20 protein-coding genes and 3 tRNA genes are annotated in these 18659 nt (G+C 61.7%); 10 read left to right on the top strand and 13 right to left on the bottom strand.

The genetic code is table 11. The features are described from left to right. Positions 1-20: 20 nt before the first annotated feature. From ACK5NW_RS02860 to ACK5NW_RS02845, 4 genes are read left to right on the top strand one after another with little or no spacing between them, the layout of a single operon-like run. Entirely contained in the window at positions 21-215 is a 195-nt protein-coding gene (locus ACK5NW_RS02860) for a hypothetical protein (protein ID WP_416924852.1), read from the top strand. Next, positions 212-481 (top strand): nicotinamide mononucleotide transporter, encoded by a 270-nt coding sequence (locus ACK5NW_RS02855; RefSeq protein WP_416924850.1) that lies wholly within the window; start codon positions 212-214, stop codon positions 479-481. Before ACK5NW_RS02860 ends, ACK5NW_RS02855 begins: the two co-directional genes overlap by 4 nt. Further along, entirely contained in the window at positions 478-654 is a 177-nt protein-coding gene (locus ACK5NW_RS02850; RefSeq protein ID WP_416924848.1) for a hypothetical protein, read from the top strand. The genes ACK5NW_RS02855 and ACK5NW_RS02850 overlap by 4 nt, the downstream gene beginning before the upstream one ends. Positions 655-714: 60 nt before the next feature. Further along, positions 715-957, top strand: coding sequence for a helix-turn-helix transcriptional regulator (locus ACK5NW_RS02845; protein WP_416924846.1), 243 nt, complete (start codon positions 715-717; stop codon positions 955-957). Here the strand turns inward: ACK5NW_RS02845 and ACK5NW_RS02840 are convergent. From ACK5NW_RS02840 to thrS, 10 genes are all read right to left on the bottom strand, one after another. After that, positions 947-2146 (bottom strand): tyrosine-type recombinase/integrase, encoded by a 1200-nt coding sequence (locus ACK5NW_RS02840; protein WP_416924844.1) that lies wholly within the window; start codon positions 2144-2146, stop codon positions 947-949. The genes ACK5NW_RS02845 and ACK5NW_RS02840 overlap by 11 nt on opposite strands. A 164-nt stretch (positions 2147-2310) precedes the next feature. Next, a tRNA-Pro gene (locus tag ACK5NW_RS02835) sits at positions 2311-2387 on the bottom strand. 12 nt (positions 2388-2399) lie between these two features. Then, a complete protein-coding gene (locus ACK5NW_RS02830; RefSeq protein WP_416924842.1) occupies positions 2400-2867 on the bottom strand; it encodes a MerR family transcriptional regulator in 468 nt (155 codons plus the stop codon). A gap of 122 nt (positions 2868-2989) precedes the next feature. After that, on the bottom strand, positions 2990-3367 hold the full coding sequence (locus tag ACK5NW_RS02825) for an integration host factor subunit alpha (RefSeq protein ID WP_416924840.1): 378 nt from the start codon (positions 3365-3367) through the stop codon (positions 2990-2992). A 32-nt stretch (positions 3368-3399) separates the two neighbouring features. Then, positions 3400-5835 (bottom strand): phenylalanine--tRNA ligase subunit beta, encoded by a 2436-nt coding sequence (pheT, locus tag ACK5NW_RS02820; RefSeq protein WP_416924838.1) that lies wholly within the window; start codon positions 5833-5835, stop codon positions 3400-3402. Positions 5836-5877: 42 nt separating this feature from the next. Next, positions 5878-6951: a phenylalanine--tRNA ligase subunit alpha gene (gene pheS, locus ACK5NW_RS02815; RefSeq protein WP_416924836.1), complete on the bottom strand. Its 1074-nt coding sequence runs from the start codon at positions 6949-6951 to the stop codon at positions 5878-5880. A 127-nt stretch (positions 6952-7078) separates the two neighbouring features. Continuing rightward, entirely contained in the window at positions 7079-7435 is a 357-nt protein-coding gene (rplT, locus tag ACK5NW_RS02810) for a 50S ribosomal protein L20 (protein ID WP_416924834.1), read from the bottom strand. 27 nt (positions 7436-7462) lie between these two features. Then, positions 7463-7666 carry a 50S ribosomal protein L35 gene (rpmI, locus tag ACK5NW_RS02805; RefSeq protein ID WP_293192376.1) on the bottom strand — a complete coding sequence of 68 codons (204 nt, stop codon included), beginning with the start codon at positions 7664-7666 and terminating at the stop codon, positions 7463-7465. 165 nt (positions 7667-7831) lie between these two features. After that, complete coding sequence (gene infC, locus ACK5NW_RS02800) at positions 7832-8449, bottom strand: translation initiation factor IF-3 (protein WP_416924887.1); 618 nt, start codon at positions 8447-8449, stop codon at positions 7832-7834. 68 nt (positions 8450-8517) lie between these two features. Then, entirely contained in the window at positions 8518-10455 is a 1938-nt protein-coding gene (gene thrS / locus ACK5NW_RS02795) for a threonine--tRNA ligase (protein WP_416924832.1), read from the bottom strand. Positions 10456-10834: 379 nt separating this feature from the next. Here thrS and ACK5NW_RS02790 point away from each other — a divergent pair, with 379 nt between their 5' ends. From ACK5NW_RS02790 to ACK5NW_RS02780, 3 genes are read left to right on the top strand one after another with little or no spacing between them, the layout of a single operon-like run. Then, entirely contained in the window at positions 10835-11137 is a 303-nt protein-coding gene (locus tag ACK5NW_RS02790) for a FeoA family protein (RefSeq protein WP_416924830.1), read from the top strand. Between the two features lie 50 nt (positions 11138-11187). Continuing rightward, positions 11188-13095 (top strand): ferrous iron transporter B, encoded by a 1908-nt coding sequence (feoB, locus tag ACK5NW_RS02785; protein WP_416924885.1) that lies wholly within the window; start codon positions 11188-11190, stop codon positions 13093-13095. Continuing rightward, positions 13092-13310 carry a hypothetical protein gene (locus tag ACK5NW_RS02780; protein WP_416924828.1) on the top strand — a complete coding sequence of 73 codons (219 nt, stop codon included), beginning with the start codon at positions 13092-13094 and terminating at the stop codon, positions 13308-13310. The genes feoB and ACK5NW_RS02780 overlap by 4 nt, the downstream gene beginning before the upstream one ends. A 60-nt stretch (positions 13311-13370) precedes the next feature. Here ACK5NW_RS02780 and ACK5NW_RS02775 read toward each other — a convergent pair whose 3' ends face one another. The 3 genes from ACK5NW_RS02775 to ACK5NW_RS02765 all read right to left on the bottom strand — a co-directional run bounded on the left by ACK5NW_RS02775 (position 13371) and on the right by ACK5NW_RS02765 (position 17175). Next, entirely contained in the window at positions 13371-14108 is a 738-nt protein-coding gene (locus ACK5NW_RS02775; RefSeq protein ID WP_416924826.1) for an ABC transporter ATP-binding protein, read from the bottom strand. A gap of 245 nt (positions 14109-14353) precedes the next feature. Then, positions 14354-15991: an ABC transporter permease gene (locus ACK5NW_RS02770; RefSeq protein WP_416924883.1), complete on the bottom strand. Its 1638-nt coding sequence runs from the start codon at positions 15989-15991 to the stop codon at positions 14354-14356. Positions 15992-16095: 104 nt separating this feature from the next. Further along, complete coding sequence (locus ACK5NW_RS02765) at positions 16096-17175, bottom strand: extracellular solute-binding protein (RefSeq protein ID WP_416924824.1); 1080 nt, start codon at positions 17173-17175, stop codon at positions 16096-16098. Between the two features lie 397 nt (positions 17176-17572). On the opposite strand from ACK5NW_RS02765, the gene ACK5NW_RS02760 reads away from it, so the two are divergent. The 3 genes from ACK5NW_RS02760 to ACK5NW_RS02750 all read left to right on the top strand — a co-directional run bounded on the left by ACK5NW_RS02760 (position 17573) and on the right by ACK5NW_RS02750 (position 18514). Then, positions 17573-17646: transfer RNA gene (locus ACK5NW_RS02760), tRNA-Cys, on the top strand. Between the two features lie 117 nt (positions 17647-17763). Further along, positions 17764-17856: transfer RNA gene (locus ACK5NW_RS02755), tRNA-Leu, on the top strand. Between the two features lie 16 nt (positions 17857-17872). Further along, positions 17873-18514 carry a DUF6806 family protein gene (locus tag ACK5NW_RS02750; protein ID WP_416924822.1) on the top strand — a complete coding sequence of 214 codons (642 nt, stop codon included), beginning with the start codon at positions 17873-17875 and terminating at the stop codon, positions 18512-18514. Positions 18515-18659: the final 145 nt, after the last annotated feature.

Here is an 18659-nt window from a genome sequence, read left to right as displayed (position 1 = left end):
TAACCCAAGGAGAAACCACCATGAAAGCCCTGCGCACTACCACGCAACACCCACCCGGCTCATTGTTAAATCCGGCCTTTCGCTACAAAAAAAGTAGCGAAACCGACGTGGCCAAAACCATTGCCCGCGCACGCCGGGAAATAGAGCGCGCCCGTGCCAGCACGCCAGCCGCGCAGCTTGCCCTGCCCATTGGCGCGGCGCTGGTAAGAGCATGAGTGCACTGCAATACCTTGAGGCTGCCAGTGCCACCCTGGGGGTGCTGGGCGCGCTGCTGCTGGCCACGCGACACCGCTGGGCACCGTGGGCCTGGGTGATGTGGCTGGCCAGCAATGCGGGGTGGATCGCTTTTGGCATCGCCACCCAGCATTGGGGCTTGGTGGCCCAAAACAGCGTATTTGCCGCCACCAGCGGCATCGGCGTATGGCACTGGTTGATAAGGCCAGGCACCCCGAAAAAAAAGAAACCGAAGGAATCAACATGAACCGCGAACAACGCCGCGCAGCGCGCTTTAGGCGGCCAGCGACTGCGCGAACCCAGCGCCCCACCGCCGACCTGACGCCGCTGCACGTCCTGAGCAACGCCAGCCCGCACGCGCCGGGCGAGAAAGCGCACTTGCACATCAAGACCATGGCGCTGTTCGAGCGGCGCAAATGAACATGCAGCGTGCAGGGCTGTGCTGATGCATGCAATCGCTATAAAACAAAGAGCAAAAACATGACCACACTACTTAGACTGCCCAGCGTGATTGAGCGTACCGGCCTTGGGCGCACCGCTATTTACGACCGCGTAAAGGCCGGCCTGTTGCCAACGCCCATCAAGCAAGGTGCGCGCGTGAGCGTATGGCCGGCCAACGAAATAGACGCCTGCAATGACGCGGTGATAAGGGGCCTGAGCGATGATGAGCGACGGGCGTTGGTGGTGCGAATGTGCGCCGAGCGCGCCGCCGCTAAAGTGTGATCGGTGCGCCGCGCAGCCGGTCTAGCTCATCGGCCCACCACTGCATCATGGCCGCGCGCTGCGGCAGGTATTGCGCCCAGTTGTAGGCGGCACTCACGCGGTCGCGGCGCTGATGGGCCAACTGCAACTCGATATGCTCATGCTCAAAGTCGGCCTCATGCAAGGCCGTGCTGGCCACACCGCGAAACCCATGGCCGGTCATCTCACCCTTGTAGCCCATCCCGTAGATAGCAAACAGCAGCGCATTGTTGGACAGATGCCGCTCATGATCGTGCGCGCCAGGCAACAGCCACTGCCCGCCACCGGACAGGTCAAGTAGGCGTTGCAGCACCTGAGTAGTTTGGCGCGCCAGGGGCACGACGTGAGGCGTGGGCATTTTCATCCGCGCGGCGGGTATATCCCAGCGGCCTACCTTAAGGGCATCCTCAATTTCGGCGAGGGGAGTGGCGATCAGCTCACCTGTGCGAATAAACACCAATGACATCAGGTGCAGCGCCAGGCGCGTGCGCGGGTGGCCATGGTAGGTATTGATGGATCGCAAAAAGGCCGGCAGGCGCGATGCCTGAACGCGAGCGTAGTTGTCTTCGCGCGGCGGTCGCAACACGTCGCCAGGGGCGAAGTCGCGCGCGGGGTTGTGTTCGGCCAGGCCGTGGGCGATGGCGTAGCGGTACACCTGCCCGGTGATCTGGATGGCACGCCGCGCCAAGTCAAGCGCGCCGCGCGCCTCGACCAACTTGGCCAAAGCCACCACATCGGGCGCGCGCACTGAGGTGATGGGCATTAAACCGATGCGCGGGAACACGTCCAGCTCCAGCCGTCGCAGCACCTGGTCGGCGTGCTTGACAGTGCGCGAGCGCGCCCAGTCTTTGTGCCAGCGGCGCGCCACAACCTCGAATGTATTGCTGGCGGCGGTGGCCACCATCTTTTGGGTACGACGCACAGCGGATGGATCTTCGCCTGCGGCAAGGGTGCGCTTGGCTTCGTCGCGCCGCCGTCGGGCATCCAGCAGCGACACGGCGGGATAGGTGCCCAGGCTCAGGCGCTTTTCGCGTCCCGCCCAGCGGTATTTGAGCCGCCACCATCGGCCGCCGGCGGGCGAAAGCTCAAGGTACAAACCCTCGCCATCAAAAAGTTTGCGGGCCTTATCGCCAGGTTTGGCGGCCCGGATGGCGGCATCAGTCAGTGGCATGGGGGCAACTCCGAGAGCGACGGGGGCAACTCCGCCAAAAGTTGCCCCAAATTTTAAGCGGCTGCCAACGGACGACGACGGACGACAGCGGTCAATCTACAGAGGGTAACAGACATAAAAAATCCGCCAGGCCGGACGGTGCTGGACACTGGCGGATGATCAATTGGTCGGCGTGGCGGGATTCGAACTCGCGACCCCTTGCACCCCATGCAAGTGCGCTACCAGGCTGCGCTACACGCCGATAAGCGCGCCATTATAGCGGGTGCGCGTCGTGCCATGAAGGCACTGTCAGCAAGTCTCGAATCTCTTTCAACTCGCGTTCCATATGACGCACTTGTTCTGAAAGCTGCTCGTCATCAAAGAGATCGCTAGGCGCGAAATCGGCCGGTGCGGCTTCGTCGGTATCGAACACTTCTACGCCGGTCAGCATGACTTCACCGGCGCGACGGCGATCACGTTGTAGTTGCGTCATCTCTTGCAGCTTGACCCGCGCACCGTTGATGGTAAAGCCCTGGTCGTAAAGCAGCTCGCGGATGCGGCGGATCATCAGTACTTCATGGTGCTGGTAATAGCGCCGGTTGCCGCGCCGCTTCATGGGCCGCAGTTGCGTGAATTCTTGCTCCCAATAACGCAGCACATGCGGTTTGACACCGCACAGATCGCCCACTTCACCAATGGTGAAGTAGCGTTTGGCTGGGATGGGAGGAAGCTGAGTTTCCATTCAGAATCAACATCTTGCGTGCTGAACCTGAAAGATTAGCGCAACTGCTGCGCCTCGCCTACACCTGTTTGCGAGATGATGCGTGTTTTTGTGTCAGACTGAGCTGGTCTGTTGCAAATAGGTCAGGATTCGCCCACTACTGTGGCACTGGCGTCTGGTGCGGCCTGAATGGCATCTTTGAGTTTTTGGCTGGCGTGAAAGGTGATGACTTTGCGTGCCTTGATGGGGATCATCTCGCCTGTGCGCGGATTGCGCCCTGGCCTGGGAGCTTTGATGCGGGCTTGAAAATTGCCAAAACCTGTCAACTTGATGTCTTCGCCAGCGATCAACTGGGCGCAGATCAAGTCAAAAAACGCATCCACCATGTCTTTGGATTCGCGTTTGTTCAGGCCAATTTGCTCGAACAGCATGTCGGCCAGTTGCGCCTTGGTCAAGGCCGATGTTTCGAGGCTGTCAACGGCCAGTTCCATGAAGCTGGTGGATGCGTTCTCGGTGCTCATGGCGGTCTCCCTCATTGTCTCCTGCGTGTGCTTTACGTGCGAAGCCGCGCGCCAACGTCAGAACCCAAGCGCTTGAGCACGGCCTGCACGGCTGCGTCAATGCGTTCGTCGGTCAGTGTGGTGTCGTCACTGGCCAGCGTCAGGCGCACGGCCAGACTTTTGTCGTCAGCGGCCATGCCTGCGGCTTGTTCGTGGCCCGCATTGGGGCGATAAATATCAAACAGCACGGCATGGCGCAGCAACCCCTCGGTGGGTGCGGCCTGAATGGCAGTCATGAGCTGCGCATGCGTCACGCTTTCTTTGACTACCACCGCGATGTCGCGCTCGGCAGGTTGCTGACGTGACAGCGGCTGTGCTTGCGGTACGTGAGCTTGCAGTATGGCGTCCAGATCCAGCTCAAACATGACCGGCGCGTGCGGCAATTCCCACTGCTGACGCCAACGGGGGTGCAATTCGCCGACGACGCCAATGGTTTGTCCATCCAGTACCACGCGGGCCGATCGGCCAGGATGCAAGGCCGGATGAGTGGCCGCTTCAAACACCGGCTGGCGGGGGCTGAGCAGCGCTTGGACATCGCCTTTGGCATCAAAAAAATCGGCCTGTGGTTGTTTGCCGCTCCAGCCTTGGCGACTGGCCGGGCCGTAGATGACACCGGCCACGCGCATGGGCTGGGCCACGCCCTGAACGTCATGGTCAGAAGCGGCCACGCTGGCATCGCGCATGAACACGCGGCCGACTTCAAACACGCGCACGCGGTCAGCCCGGCGGTCGGTATTGCGCTTCACAACCTGTAGCAAAGATCCTAGCAAAGATGAGCGCATCACGCTCATTTGACTTGCAATCGGGTTGAGCAGTCGTACTGGGTCGGTCTGGCCTGCCAGATCGCGCTCCCACGCTTCGTCGACAAAGCTGAAGTTGATGGTTTCCAGGTAACCCAATCCGGCCAGAGCGTGACGCAGCGCAAACCGGTCACGGCGTGATTCGGTTTGCGTACGCGGCACGATGGGTGCCAGCGGGGGCGTTTCAGGCAACTGGGCATAACCCACGATGCGGGCCACCTCTTCGACCAGGTCTTCTTCAATGCGCAAATCAAACCGGTACGCCGGGGGCTGCACGGTGATGGTGCCTTCGCCTTCGGTGAATGCCAGGCCTATTCGACCAAATACCTCGGCGCACTGCGCCTGTGTGACGGGCATGCCCAGCACTTTGGCTGCGCGGGCCACGCGCAGCGTCACCGGCGTGGGCTGTGGCATGCGCGGCTGTTGATCGTCAATGGGACCGCACACGGTTTGGGGCGTGCCACAAATGTCGATGATGAGCTGGCTGATGCGCTCGATGTGTGCCGCTGTCAGATCGGGATCAACGCCCCGCTCAAAACGGTGTCCGGCATCGGTGGCGAAATTAAAGCGGCGCGAACGGCCTGCCACCGCTTCGGGCCACCAGAACGCGGCTTCGACGTAGACGTTTTGGGTGTCGTCGCTGACGGCCGTGGCGTCGCCGCCCATGATGCCCGCCAGTGACTCCACTTGGGCCGAATCGGCGATCACACCCACGTTGTCGTCCAATGTGACGGTGTTGCCGTTCAGCAGCTTGAGCTGCTCGCCCGCTTTGCCCCAGCGCACATCCAGCCCGCCATGAATTTTGTCGAGATCAAAAATGTGGGTGGGACGACCATACTCAAACATCACGTAATTGGAGATGTCGACCAGCGCCGTCACGCTGCGCTGGCCGCAGCGCGCCAGACGATCGACCATCCACGGCGGCGTGGTGGCCTGAGGGTTGACGTGGCGCACGATGCGGCCCGAAAAGCGTCCGCACAAGTCGGGTGCGCTGATCTTGACGGGCAGCGCGTCTGGTGTACCTGTGGTCACGCTGGGAATTGCCGGGGTGAGCAGTGGCGCACCCGTCAGCGCTGACAGCTCGCGCGCCACGCCGTACACGCTGAGTGCATGGCCCAGGTTGGGGGTGAGTTTGAGCGTGAACACCGTGTCGTCCAGATCCAGCGCCTGCCGGATGTCGGCACCCGGTGCCAGATCGGTTGCCAGTTCCAACAAACCGCCATGGTCTTCAGACAGGTGCAACTCGCGCGCCGAACACAGCATGCCCTGGCTTTCAACCCCGCGCAGTTTGCCCAGCTTGATTTTGAATGGCTTGCTGTCTTCGCCTGGTGGCAGCTCGGCCCCCACCAGCGCGCACGGCACCTTGATGCCCACGCGGGCGTTGGGTGCGCCACAGACGATGTTCAGCAGCGCGGCTTGCCCTACGTCCACCTGGCACACGCGCAGGCGGTCGGCGTTGGGGTGTTGCTCGGCGTGCTTGATTTCGCCTACCACCACGCCGCTGAAGGGCGGGGCCACCGGGCGCAGCTCTTCCACTTCAAAACCGCCCATGGTCAAGGTATTGGCCAGTTGCTCAGTGGACAAGGGCGGGTTGCAGAAGGTGCGCAACCAGGACTCGGGAAATTGCATGTGTCAGACTTATTTCAGGGGGGATATTTCAGCGCAACAGTTTCAGCGGAACTGACCCAGAAAACGGATGTCGCCTTCAAAAAACAGGCGCAGGTCGTTCACGCCATAGCGCAGCATGGCCAGGCGGTCGATGCCCGAGCCGAAGGCAAAGCCGATAAAGCGCTCAGGATCCAGTCCCATGTTGCGCACCACCTGTGGGTGTACCTGGCCAGAGCCAGACACCTCCAGCCACTTGCCCGCCAGCGGGCCGTGCTGAAACTGAATGTCGATCTCGGCGCTGGGTTCGGTGAATGGGAAATAGCTGGGCCGAAAACGCAGGATCAAATCGTCGGTTTCAAAAAACGCCTTGCAAAAGCTGAGGTAGGTGACCTTCAGGTCCTTGAAGCTCACGTTCTCGCCCAACCACAGTCCTTCAAACTGGTGGAACATGGGCGAATGCGTGGCGTCGTTGTCCACGCGGTAGGTGCGCCCCGGCACGATGACGCGAATCTCGCTCATCTGCCCGTGTGCCAGCTCGGCGGCCTGCCGCCTGGCATGTGCGACGGCATAGCGAATCTGCATCGGGCTGGTGTGGGTGCGCAGGCAATAGGGGTGACCATCGGCGTCGTTCATGTCGACGTAGAAGGTGTCCTGCATTGACCGCGCCGGGTGGTTGGGTGGGTTGTTCAGCGCGGTGAAGTTGTACCAGTCGTTTTCGATCTCTGGGCCATCACCAACGTCAAAGCCCATGCTGCCAAAAATCTGCTCGATGCGCTGCCACGTCAGGCTGATGGGGTGCAAGCCGCCTTGGCCGCGTTGGCGACCAGGCAAGGTGACGTCCAGCGCTTCGGCGGCCAACTGGCGCTCCAGCTCGGCTTCTTGCAGCGCCTGCCTGCGCGCGTTCAGCGCTACCTCGATGGCCTGCTTGGTCTGGTTGATAGCCGCACCGCGGGTTTTCTTTTCGTCCGCACTGAACTGGGCCAAGCCTTTCATCAGCGCGGTCACGCGACCTGCTTTGCCCAGGAACTGGGCTTTGGCATTTTCCAGCTCGGCAGGGGTGTGTGCGTTGGCAAATTGCGCAGTGGCGCTTTGGGCCAGATCGTTCAAGTCCTCGAAGGCGGCGTTCACGGTGCTCATCAGGTGCGGCAACAGATCAGAAAAAAGAAAAAGGGATTGAAGCCTTTTCGGCCTCAATCCCTGGAAACACCGGCGCAAGAAGCTACAAAAGTAGGAGCTTTAGCGCGAGTGTTGGAATCAGCCGGAATCAGGCCAGCTTGGCCTTGGCCTGCTCGACAATGCTGGCAAAAGCGGCTTTGTCGTGCACGGCGATATCGGCCAGCACCTTGCGATCCAGTGCGATGCCCGCTTTGTTCATGCCATTGATGAACTGGCTGTAGGTCAGACCCAACTCACGCACGGCGGCGTTGATACGGGCGATCCACAGGCGGCGGAAGTCGCGTTTTTTGTTGCGGCGATCACGGTAGGCGTATTGGCCTGCCTTCATCACCGCCTGTTTGGCAACACGATAGACGTTCTTGCGGCGGCCGCGGAACCCCTTGGCTAAAGCCAGAACCTTCTTGTGACGAGCACGGGCGGTCACACCACGTTTGACGCGAGGCATATCAGTTTCTCCTTGTCCGTCGGTTGATTACAGGCCAGCAAAGGGCAGCATCTGCGCCATGTGACCAAGGTTGGTCTCATGGACATTCACCGCACCACGCAGATGGCGTTTGTTCTTGGTGGTCTTCTTGGTCAGGATGTGACGCTTGAAGGCTTGACCGCGCTTGACGGTACCACCTGGACGGACGCGAAAACGCTTTTTCGCGCTGCTCTTGGACTTCATTTTGGGCATTTGAAATGCTCCGTTTCATTGTGCTCGCGAGGCGTGCGCAAAACTGCTTTGCGCCCTTGAAAAGGCCCCGAGCCACTTCTTCAGGTTGACTGGTCTTTCAACCCGTCTGTTCGTCAGGTGCGTGCCCGACAAATGCTTTTTAAACTGCTCTTTGACAATGCCCAGTCAAGCTGCGGCAGTCTGCTGCTCTGCCGCTGGCTTGGCGGGCTGTCCGCCGCCACCGCCTGCTTTCTTGCGGGCGGGAGCCAGCATCATGATCATCTGGCGGCCTTCCAATTTGGGAAACTGCTCCACCATTACGCTGTCGACCAACTCGTCACGAATGCGGTTCAACAAAGCCAAACCCAATTCCTGGTGCGTGATTTCGCGTCCGCGAAAGCGCAGCGTGACTTTCACTTTGTCGCCATCGGCCAGAAAGCGGCGGATGTTGCGCATCTTGATGTTGTAGTCACCTTCATCGGTGCCGGGCCGAAATTTGACTTCTTTGATTTCGATGACCGTCTGTTTGGCCTTGGCCTCGGCGGCTTTCTTTTGTTCAAGGTATTTGAACTTGCCGTATTCCATCAGTCGGGCCACGGGCGGCGTGGCGTTGGCCACAATTTCGACCAGGTCCACATCCAACTCGCCAGCCATGCGCAGCGCCTCTTGTATTGGCACGATGCCCAGTGGTTCGTTGTCGGGGCCGTTCAGGCGGACTTCGGGAACATTGATTTCACGGTTCAGACGGTGCGCGCGCTCCTCACGTTGGCGGCGGTCACGGAAATTGGTAGCGATGGTAAAAATCCCTCAATTCAAAATACTACGAAATACATAGCTGACGTTGCTTGTCGTACAAGCGCTAAAGCCATTTTTCAAGCCTTGGAAGCGATGTCACCCGCCATGCGTTGTGAAAATTCGTCCAGTGTCATGACGCCCAAGTCTTGATTGCCTCGAGCACGCACTGCAACTGCGCCAGCAGCCTTTTCCTTGTCTCCTGCGACCAGAATATAGGGGGGCTTTTGCAACGAATGTTCGCGTATTTTATACGTAATCTTCTCGTTGCGCAGGTCGGTTTGCACCCTAAGCCCTTGATTTCGCAGCGTTTTCGCGACGGTCTGGACGTAATCGGCCTGCGCATCGGTGATGCCGGTGACCACCACCTGCACCGGTGCCAGCCAGACCGGCAGCGCACCGGCGTATTGCTCGATCAGAATGCCGATGAAGCGTTCCATGCTGCCGACGATGGCGCGGTGCAGCATCACCGGGCGGTGGCGCGCACCGTCTTCACCCACGTATTCGGCGTCCAGCCGCTCGGCCATGGAGAAATCCACCTGCATGGTGCCGCACTGCCATTGGCGGCCGATGGCATCTTTCAGCGTATATTCAATTTTGGGGCCATAAAAGGCACCGTCGCCCGGGGAAACCTCGAACTCGCAGCCGGAGGCGCGCAGGCTCTCCATCAGCGCGTGCTCGGCCTTGTCCCAGATGGCGTCGGTGCCGATGCGCTGCTCGGGCCGGGTGGCCACCTTGTAGATGATGTCGGCAAAACCAAAGTCTTTATAGACCTTTTGCAGCAAGGCGGTGTAGGCCGTGCATTCGGGCAGGATCTGGTCTTCGGTGCAGAAGATGTGGCCGTCGTCCTGGGTGAAAGCGCGCACCCGCATGATGCCGTGCAGCCCGCCGGTCGGCTCATTACGGTGGCAGGCCCCGAACTCGCCGTAGCGCAGCGGCAGGTCGCGGTAGCTTTTGACGCCTTGCTTGAAGATCAGGATGTGGCCCGGGCAGTTCATCGGCTTGAGCGCGTAATCGCGCTTTTCTGACTCCGTGGTGAACATGTTGTCGCGGTACTTGTCCCAGTGGCCGGTCTTTTGCCACAGGCCCTGATCGAGCAGTTGCGGGCCTTTGACTTCCTGGTAGCCGTTGTCGTTGTACACGCGGCGCATGTACTGCTCCACCTGCTGCCACAGCGTCCAGCCCTTGGGGTGCCAGAACACCGTACCGGGCGAGTGTTCGTCGATGTGAAACAGGTCCAGCTCGCGCCCCAGCTTGCGGTGGTCGCGCTTTTCGGCCTCTTCCAGCATCGTCAGGTAGTTCTTCAGCTCGTCCTTGCTGGCCCAGGCGGTGCCGTAGATGCGCTGTAGCATCTCGTTGCGGTGATCGCCGCGCCAGTAAGCACCGGCCACCTTCATCAGCTTGAAGTGCTTCAGTTTGCCGGTGCTGGGCACGTGCGGGCCGCGGCACAGGTCTTCAAACCCGCCTTCGCGGTACAGCGACACGTCTTCGTTGCTCGGAATGCTGGCGATGATCTCGGCCTTGTAATGCTCACCCAGCCTCTTGAAATAATCAACAGCCTCATCGCGCGGCAGCACGCGGCGCACCACCGGCTCGTCCTTGGCGGCCAGCTCGCTCATCTTCTTTTCGATGGCCGCCAGATCTTCGGGCGTGAACGGACGGGTGTAGCTGAAGTCGTAATAAAAGCCGTTTTCAATGACGGGGCCGATGGTCACCTGCGCCTCGGGGAACAGCTCTTTGACCGCATAGGCCAGCAGGTGGGCGGTGGAGTGGCGAATCAGATCCAGCCCCTCAGCGTCCTTGGCGGTGACGATGGACAGCGGCGCGTCGTGGTCGATGACGAAGCTCAAGTCCACCAGCTTGCCGTCCACCTTGCCGCCCAGCGCCGCTTTGGCCAAGCCCGCGCCAATCGACTCGGCCACCTGGGCCACTGTCACGGGCGTGCCAAATTCGCGTTGCGAGCCGTCCGGCAGCGTTACCCGCACGGGCTGCTGCTGAAGTTGGGCCACTTCCGTCATCGTTGTCACATCCTTGTTCGACAAAACAAAACAGCGCGTTCAGTGCGCTGTCTAGTATGATTTTGATAGCTGCTTACGCAATATGTATGGGCGCTAGTGCTTGATTTGATATTTAATTTCTACAAAATATCAGGAGAGCGTTGCCCGCAGGGGCTGTTTGATGCGCCTTGCATTCAACCTCGCCTTACCTGGTAAGCATATTTTAGCTTGCCTGCCTTGTTTTTATGGATCACAGCGCAGCTTGACCTAACCATCATTGGTCGCTTGATGGTCTTGTGGGGCCGATTTTTTTTAATGCCTTGATGTGTCAAACATCAATGTGTGGCGCAAAGCGTTCTCTATAATAAGAATTACTATCGTTTTGTTTTGGATGTGTGTCATGCCTGCCGTTTCTTCTGTGCCACTGCACGATTTGCCACGAGGCGCTTGCGCCGTGATTGACAACCTGCATACCCCAACGGAAGCCAGCGATCGCGAGGTGCTGCTGCGCTTGATGGAATTGGGCTTTTTGCCGGGTGAACCGGTGCGTGTGGTGGCCCGTGCTGGGGTGGGGCGCGAGCCGATGGCGGTGCGCCTGGGCAACCAGTCGACCTTTGCGCTGCGTCGGCGCGAAGCGGCCCTGGTGAACGTGCGTGCAGAGCGTGCGCAAGCCAGTGAGGCTGTGGCGGAGGTTGCCGCATGAGCGCCACACAAGACGCCGCGGTGGTGACGGCGGCAGAAGCTGCGGCCCAAATGCCGCGCGCGCAGGTGCTTGCCAGCGACGGGCGCACCCTGCGCGTGGCGCTGCTGGGCAACCCCAACTGCGGCAAAACGGCGCTGTTCAACCTGCTAACAGGCAGTCGGCAAAAGGTGGCCAACTACGCCGGTGTCACGGTCGAGCGCAAAGAAGGGCGCATGCACTTGCCCGACGGGCGTGACGCCATGGTGCTCGATCTGCCTGGTGCGTACAGCCTGAATGCCCTGAGTGTGGACGAAGAAATCACGCGCGATGTGGTCACCGGCCAGCAGGCGGGCGAGCCGCTGCCTGATTTGCTGGTGTGCGTGGTGGATGCCACCAAGCTGCGGCTGAATCTGCGTCTGGTGCTGGAAGCCAAGCGGCTGGGCCTGCCGATGGTGGTGGCGCTGAATATGGCCGATCTGGCCGAACGTCAAGGCATTCAGGTCGATGTGGCGCGCCTGTCGGCGCTGCTGGGTGTGCCGGTGGTGCCCACGGTGGGCATCAAGGCCGGTGGCGCGCAGGCGTTGGCGCAAGCCTTGGCGACGCACCGCCCGCCACTGATTGGCAAGCCAGGTGCGGCCATCAAGCCGTCAGGGCTACCCAGTACGGATGCGCTGATGCAAACCCATTTGGAGGTGCAACGCATCGTGCAGGAGGCGGTTATTTTACCCGTGCAGTCCTTGGTGCGCGACGACGCCATCGACCGCGTGCTGCTGCACCCAGTGTGGGGCATGGCCATTTTGGCGGCCTTGCTGTTTTTGATGTTCCAGGCCGTGTTCAGCTGGGCGGCCGTGCCTATGGACTGGATCAGTGGCAGCATGGACGCTGCGGCCACCTGGGTGAGCGAGCACATGGCCGACGGCCCTTTGCGCAGTCTGCTGACCGACGGCGTGATCGCGGGCGTGGGTGGCGTGCTGGTGTTTTTGCCGCAGATTCTGATTTTGTTTTTGTTCATCCTGGCGCTGGAAGATTCGGGCTATTTGCCGCGCGCGGCGTTTTTGCTGGATCGGGTGATGGGCAAGGTCGGTTTGTCGGGGCGCTCGTTCATTCCGCTGCTGTCGAGCTTTGCCTGCGCGGTGCCGGGCATCATGTCCACCCGCACCATCACACACTGGCGCGACCGGCTGGTCACCATCATGATTGCGCCGCTGATGACGTGCTCGGCCCGTCTGCCGGTGTATGCGCTATTGATCGCCGCCTTTATTCCCAGCCGCACGGTGGCCGGGTGGTTCAACCTGCAAGGGCTGGTGCTGTTTGCGCTGTATCTGGCGGGTATCTTGAGTGCGTTGGCACTGGCCTGGGCCTATCGCTTGAGCAACGGCGGGCTGGCGGCGCGGCCCACGCCGCTCATCATGGAGTTGCCCGCCTACCGTTGGCCCAGCCCGCGCCAGTTGGCATTTGGCTTGTGGGAGCGCGCCAGCATTTTCTTGAAGCGCGTGGGCGGCATCATTTTGGCGGTGATGGTGCTGCTGTGGTTCTTGTCCAGCTACCCGGCAGCGCCTGAAAACGCCACGCAACCGGACATCCTGTACAGCTGGGCAGGCCAGATTGGCTTGATGCTGGAAAAAGTGCTGGCCCCCCTGGGCTTCAACTGGCAGATCGCCATTGCCCTGGTGCCGGGCATGGCCGCGCGCGAAGTGGCAGTGGGGGCGCTGGGCACGGTGTACGCGCTGTCGGCCACGGGCGATGACGTGGCCCAGCAACTGGAGCCGCTGCTGTCGCAAAGCTGGAGCCTGGCCACAGCGCTGTCGCTGCTGGCGTGGTTTGTGTTTGCGCCGCAGTGCATCTCGACCATCGTGGCGGTCAAGCGCGAAACCAATGGCTGGCGTTACCCGCTCATCATGCTGGTGCAGTTGTTCGGGCTGGCTTACCTGGCGGCCTTTGTTACTTATCGCGTGGCACTGGCCTTGGGCGGGGGGTGAGCGCCATGCAGCAAGCCGTGGTGGCCTTGATGGTGGTGCTGGCGCTGCTGTACGTGGTCTGGAAATACCTGCCCGCGCGCTGGCGTCAGCGACTGGCGGCGCGCCTGGGGCTGAGCGAGCGCATGGTGCAAGGCGGCGGCTGTCACGACTGCCACGCTTGCGATGCCCCGCGTGCAGCACCATGCACTGGTGCAGAAAAGCGCTCTGAAAGTTGACTTTTTAACCCGGCATCAGCGTCTGGTTTGTCGCGTTGGGCAGCACAAGCGCCCCATGGTTCATGGCGGTGGTGCGTCTGCCCAGTTTTGCAATCGTCCATCATGCATGGTGCCTATGGCGTCGGCCATGGCGTGCGCTTCAGCGGCGTGGTGGGTTACCAGCAAAGCGGTCTGGCCCGCACTGCGCAGAATGTCGCGCACCTCGACCGTCAAGCGCTCGCGCGTGGCGCTGTCGAGGTTGGAAAAAGGCTCGTCCAGCAAGATCAGTGCAGGCGCAGGGGCCAGCGCGCGTGCCAGTGCCACGCGTTGCTGCTGCCCGCCGGATAGCTCGTGCGGGTAGCGTGTATCCAAGTCGCTTAAACCCACCAGTGCCAGCATGTCGCGCACGCGGGCGTCGCGCTCGGCGCGCGAGCGGCGGCGCAGGCCAAAGGCCACGTTGTCGGCGGCGCTCAGGTGCGGGAACAGGGCGTATTCCTGAAACATCAGGCCCACGTGGCGGGTTTCGGGCGGCACATGCTGCGTGGGCGAAGACAACAGATGTCCATTCAGGCGAATTTCGCCTGCGCGCGCGGGTTCAAACCCTGCAATCGCGCGCAGCACGGTGCTTTTGCCGCAACCCGACGGCCCCAGCAGGCAGCCGATGCGACCCTGGGGCAGGTGCAGGTGCATGCCGTCGACCACCGTGTGCAGGCCGCGCGGCGTGTCGTACGCCAGTTGCAGCGCGTGCAACCACAGGCCATCCGCAGTGAGTGCGGCGGCATGTTGTGGAAGTGGCAAGTGGTGCGGATCGGTGGTCATGTGGGCGAATCTGTGCGGTTCACTTCAGCCTAGATCCGGCAGTTGGACGCACCCGATGGTGCTGTGATCGGCGTGCCAGGCAAGACGCGAGGACGCTGCGGGCTTGCTGCCCGCAAGGACGAGCAACGCCGCATGGCGCGACGAGCGCAGTGCCAGTGGATGCGTAGCGCCTTGACCTCCAGGGTGAGCGTGGAAAAGAGCAGAAAGCTGTGTATTCATGCGGTTTTGAAGAAGAACTCAAGCGGTCAACTGCTGGATCTAGGTTCAGTGCCGTTCAAGTGCGGCAGCGTGAGCTGGGTGCGCGCCAGCCAGGCCACCGGCAGCAGGCCCGCCAGCACGATGGCCAGCGCGGCGATGGCACCTTCCTCATAAGTGCCGCGTGCGGCCTCGGCGTACAGCCAGGTGGCCAGGGTGTCGAAGTTGGCCGGGCGCAGCAACAGTGTGGCGGGCAGCTCTTTCATGGCGTCCACGAACACCAGCAGTGCGCTTGCGGCCAAGGCGGGCCTGAGCAGCGGCAAATGTACGCGGCGCAGCGCGCCCAGCGGGGTTTCGCCCAGCGAGCGTGCCGCCTGCTCGACGGCAGGCGGGATACGCGCCAGTCCGGCGTCCAGCCCACCCACCGGCATGGCCAGAAAGCGGATGATGCAGGCCACCACCAGCACTACGCCAGCGGCCATCAAGGGCAAACCGGCCAAGCCCAAGGCGCTGGCCAGCGCTTTATCCACCGCCAGCGCCGGGGTCAGTAGGCCGATGGCCAGCACCGTGCCCGGCAGCGCGTAGCCCAGGCTGGACAGGCGGGCCATCCAGCGCGGCGGCGGTGCCGTGCTGGCCGGTGCGCGCACGGCCCAGGCGATGATGAGGCCCGCTGCTACGGCTACCGCTGTGACGCCCAGCGCCAGCAGCAAGGTATTGCCTAGGCTGGCCCACAGCCCGGCTGAAATGCCTTGCCCCAAGCGCAGACGCTTGGCACTTTCCCAGGCCAGATAGGCCGCTGGCGCGCCAAAACCCAGCAGCACCGGCAACCAGCCCAACGCGCATGCCAGTGCGGCACGCCCGCCGTGCAGGCGGCGTGGCTGGATGGCGCGCATGCGCTGGACCGCGCCAAAGCGCTGGCGCTGGCGGCCGCGCTGCTCCAGCCACACCAGCGCCACCACCACGGCCAGCATGGCGCAGGCAATTTGCGCTGCTCCGGCCAGGTCAGAGCGCGTGATCCAGGTGGTATAGACCGCTACCGTGAGGGTGTTGACACCCAAAAATTCGGACGCGCCAATGTCGTTCAACGTCTCCAGCAACGCCAAGCTCAGGCCCACGGCCAGCGCTGGGCGCGCCAGCGGCAGCGCCACGCGCCAAAACGCACCCCAGCGGCCTTCGCCCAGTGTGCGCGCCGCTTCCAGCAGGTGCGCAGGTTGGGTCATGAACATGGCGCGCGCCGTCATGTAGACATACGGATACAGCACGAAGCCCAACACCATGATGGCACCGGGCATGGAGCGCAGATCGGGTAGCCGCCATTGGCGCGGGCTGTCAAAGCCCAGCAGCCAGCGCAGCGCGCCTTGCACCGGCCCTAGTGGGTGCAGCAAATCCAGGTAGGCAAAGGCGACGATGTAGGTTGGCATGGCCAGCGGAAGCAGCAGCGCCCAGTGCAGCACGCGGCGGGTGGGAAAGTCGTAGGCCGTCACCAGCCAGGCACCGCCAGTGCCTATGGCCAGCACCAGCACGCCCACACCCACCAGCAACTGCGCGGTGGCCCATGCGGCGGGTGGCAGTACGTGCGTCGCCAGATGCTGCCAGTGCACCAGATCAGCCCCTGCGGCCAGCCAGGCGAGCGACAGCACGGGGGCCAGCACGCCCAGCGCGATCAGCACCGCCGCGCCGTGCCACAGTGGGCCGACAGACCGCAACCCGAATACCCCACGCGATAAGGCCGCGCCTTGTGCGGGGCGCGGCCTGGAGGGGGCCGTGCTGGCGGAGGTCACCTCAGTTGAGTTCAGCGGTCAAAACCTACCTTGTCTACCAGCGCACTGGCTTGTTGCCGGTGTTTGGCAATTTCGGGAAGTGGCAGAGGGTCGACCGTCAGCTCGCCAATGTTCTCGCCAATCAGTGGTGCCAGCGGCACGCCCCGGCGCACCGGGTATTCGTAGTTGGCCTCGGCATACATTTGCTGCGCTTTTGCGGACACCAGAAACTCCATCAGCCGAACGGCGTTGTAGCGCTGCGGCGCATGTTTGGCCAGTGCAGCGCCACTGATGTTGACATGGGTGCCGCTGTTTTGGGCAGCAAAGGTGGGCCGCACTACTTCGATGGCGTCACCCCACATGCGGGCGTCGGTGCCCTTGCGGGCTGACTTCATGTGGCCCACGTAATACGAATTGGCCAGGCCCAGCTCGCAAATGCCGCCCAGGATGTCGCGCGCCACATCGCGGTCGCCGCCGGTGGCTTTGCGGCCCAGGTTGGCCTTGACGCCGCGCAGCCAGGCTTCGGTCTTGGCTTCGCCATCGTGGGCGATCATGGCGGCGATCAGCGCCGTGTTGTACGGATGCTGGCCTGCGCGGATGCACACTTTGCCCTTGTATTGCGGCAGCGCCAAGTCTTCGTAGCGGAAGCTGGTGATTTTCATCCCCTTGGCGGCGTACAGTACGCGCGCGCGCAGCGACAGGGCATACCACTGGCCGTCGGCACCGCGCAGGTTGGCGGGCACGGCGGACTCCAGTGCTACCGACTTCATGGGCTGCGTGACGCCGCCATCTACCAGATCGAGCAGGTTGCCGATGTCCACCGTCATCAACAAATCGGCGGGCGAGCGTTCGCCTTCAGATTTGACGCGCTCCAGTAGGCCGTCTTTCATGAATATGGTGTTTACTTTGGTGCCCGTTTGCTGGGTGTAGGCGTCCAGCAGCGGCTGGATCAGGCCCGGCTCGCGTGTGGTGTACAGCGTGACTTCGCCTTGCGCCTGCGCGGGCAGGGCGGTGGTCAGCGCAGTGATGGCGGCGGCAGCAGGTACCCACCAAGCGGCGGCCAGGCGGGTGAGCGCGCAGCGAAGCAGGCGGCGATTGACAGGCAGTGACATAGGTAGCTCCATACAACAAAATAACTAGAAAATTGGCAAGCTTTGAACGTTTGCCATGACATGGGCGATGAAGATAACGAATTGGTATGCGCCTAAGGCGACTATACATGAGAGCGATTCTCACCATTGTCTGCGTTGCGTACCCAGCGAGATTTTCGTGTGTGTTCCGGTTGAATGGGAACACGCATTTTTCGTCCGCACGCGAGCAGCAAAGGTGCAGCTATAATTGTTGGCTTTGTCGATGACATCGGCAGAAAGAGAAAAACGCTGATTCAGCACGCCAGTGCAGGATTTATTTGCCGGATACAGAATTTGACCGTTGGTTGAGCCAACCAACGGTTACCTGCCAAGAATGAAGCGATATGAAGTGATGCTCTTTTTTGGTAGAACATCTTTTGGCGCGATAGCAAAGCGGTTATGCAACGGATTGCAAATCCGTCTAGCCCGGTTCGACTCCGGGTCGCGCCTCCATTCAAAGCCCGTCCCCATTGGTTGACGCAGATACCTGATGCCGTTGACGCAAGTTGTGCATGGCATTTCGATCGGCACGCGCATCGCCGCTTCGCATCCTGCGACAATGGGCGGTCGGCCCCGGTGGTGAAACTGGTAGACACAGCGGACTTAAAATCCGCCGCTTTCCCGAAAGGGGGCGTGCCGGTTCGATTCCGGCCCGGGGCACCAGTGAAGGAACAACGCCATGAGCCATGAAGACGCTGCTTTTGAAATCCACGTGCATGGCGACGTGAAACTGCGGGACGATGTAGGTTTTGAACATCTGCAAGACGCGCTCAAACCCCTGTGGAAATACGCCGGCGCACGCTCGCTGGCCGAAGGTGCCGTCAGTTTGTATGAGGACGAGCCGGGCATCCGCTTTGATCCGCATCAGCACCTGCTGCAAATGTGCTGGACACTGCGTGGGGATGAGGATTTTCGCCAGCAGCTTGACGATTTGTGCATGAATCTGAACGAGCTGTCGGCGCTGGGCGCGCAGATGGAAGTCACGTTCTACGATGCACAGTACGACGAAGAAGACGAAGAACGGGGCCGCGAATCGCGCGATGACTTCGTTTTGCTGTTCGTCGGCCCGACGCCAGAGGCCATCATGCAGGCGCAACGCAATTTGCTGGTGGAAGATGTGGTGGCGCTGATGGAGCGCCACTTCGATGGCTCGGAGCTGGGCGGTGTGGTGGCTGAAATCGACAAGCTGTTTGAAGGCCGCTTTGACGCGCTGGTTAATTCGCTGGAGCTTGGCAAGCCGCGCGGCCCTGGTGGCGCTGGCGGTGGCAATGGGCCATCGTCTGGCCACGGCAGCGGCAGGCGGCCACGGCATTTGCATTAGGGCCTGCCTCTGTGGCCGGTGACCCTAAGAGCGTGTTCAAAGTCTCTGCGCGGGTGTGTGGGCGCGGCCTCGGGCGGTCTGCTGCGTTGCAAATCCTCGCGATACCGCCAGGTATCGCTGCGGTTTGCGCCTTGCAGCCCATCCC

The organism is Ottowia sp. (assembly GCF_047975795.1).
Taxonomy (GTDB): domain Bacteria; phylum Pseudomonadota; class Gammaproteobacteria; order Burkholderiales; family Burkholderiaceae_C; genus Ottowia.
The sequence above is the reverse complement of the archived record's forward strand: the minus strand, read 5'-3'. Positions and strand labels throughout refer to the sequence as shown.

Excerpts from the sequence above, each read along its gene's own strand:
- ACK5NW_RS02855 (WP_416924850.1), top strand. The coding sequence starts at position 212 with ATGAGTGCACTGCAATACCTTGAGGCTGCCAGTGCCACCCTGGGGGTG.
- rplT (WP_416924834.1), bottom strand. The coding sequence starts at position 7,435 with ATGCCTCGCGTCAAACGTGGTGTGACCGCCCGTGCTCGTCACAAGAAG.
- thrS (WP_416924832.1), bottom strand. The coding sequence starts at position 10,455 with ATGACGGAAGTGGCCCAACTTCAGCAGCAGCCCGTGCGGGTAACGCTG.
- pheS (WP_416924836.1), bottom strand. The coding sequence starts at position 6,951 with ATGAGCACCGTGAACGCCGCCTTCGAGGACTTGAACGATCTGGCCCAA.
- ACK5NW_RS02850 (WP_416924848.1), top strand. The coding sequence starts at position 478 with ATGAACCGCGAACAACGCCGCGCAGCGCGCTTTAGGCGGCCAGCGACT.
- ACK5NW_RS02765 (WP_416924824.1), bottom strand. The coding sequence starts at position 17,175 with ATGTCACTGCCTGTCAATCGCCGCCTGCTTCGCTGCGCGCTCACCCGC.
- ACK5NW_RS02750 (WP_416924822.1), top strand. The coding sequence starts at position 17,873 with ATGAGCCATGAAGACGCTGCTTTTGAAATCCACGTGCATGGCGACGTG.
- ACK5NW_RS02830 (WP_416924842.1), bottom strand. The coding sequence starts at position 2,867 with ATGGAAACTCAGCTTCCTCCCATCCCAGCCAAACGCTACTTCACCATT.
- ACK5NW_RS02845 (WP_416924846.1), top strand. The coding sequence starts at position 715 with ATGACCACACTACTTAGACTGCCCAGCGTGATTGAGCGTACCGGCCTT.
- ACK5NW_RS02825 (WP_416924840.1), bottom strand. The coding sequence starts at position 3,367 with ATGAGCACCGAGAACGCATCCACCAGCTTCATGGAACTGGCCGTTGAC.
- ACK5NW_RS02790 (WP_416924830.1), top strand. The coding sequence starts at position 10,835 with ATGCCTGCCGTTTCTTCTGTGCCACTGCACGATTTGCCACGAGGCGCT.
- pheT (WP_416924838.1), bottom strand. The coding sequence starts at position 5,835 with ATGCAATTTCCCGAGTCCTGGTTGCGCACCTTCTGCAACCCGCCCTTG.
- ACK5NW_RS02840 (WP_416924844.1), bottom strand. The coding sequence starts at position 2,146 with ATGCCACTGACTGATGCCGCCATCCGGGCCGCCAAACCTGGCGATAAG.
- ACK5NW_RS02860 (WP_416924852.1), top strand. The coding sequence starts at position 21 with ATGAAAGCCCTGCGCACTACCACGCAACACCCACCCGGCTCATTGTTA.
- feoB (WP_416924885.1), top strand. The coding sequence starts at position 11,188 with ATGCCGCGCGCGCAGGTGCTTGCCAGCGACGGGCGCACCCTGCGCGTG.
- ACK5NW_RS02775 (WP_416924826.1), bottom strand. The coding sequence starts at position 14,108 with ATGACCACCGATCCGCACCACTTGCCACTTCCACAACATGCCGCCGCA.
- rpmI (WP_293192376.1), bottom strand. The coding sequence starts at position 7,666 with ATGCCCAAAATGAAGTCCAAGAGCAGCGCGAAAAAGCGTTTTCGCGTC.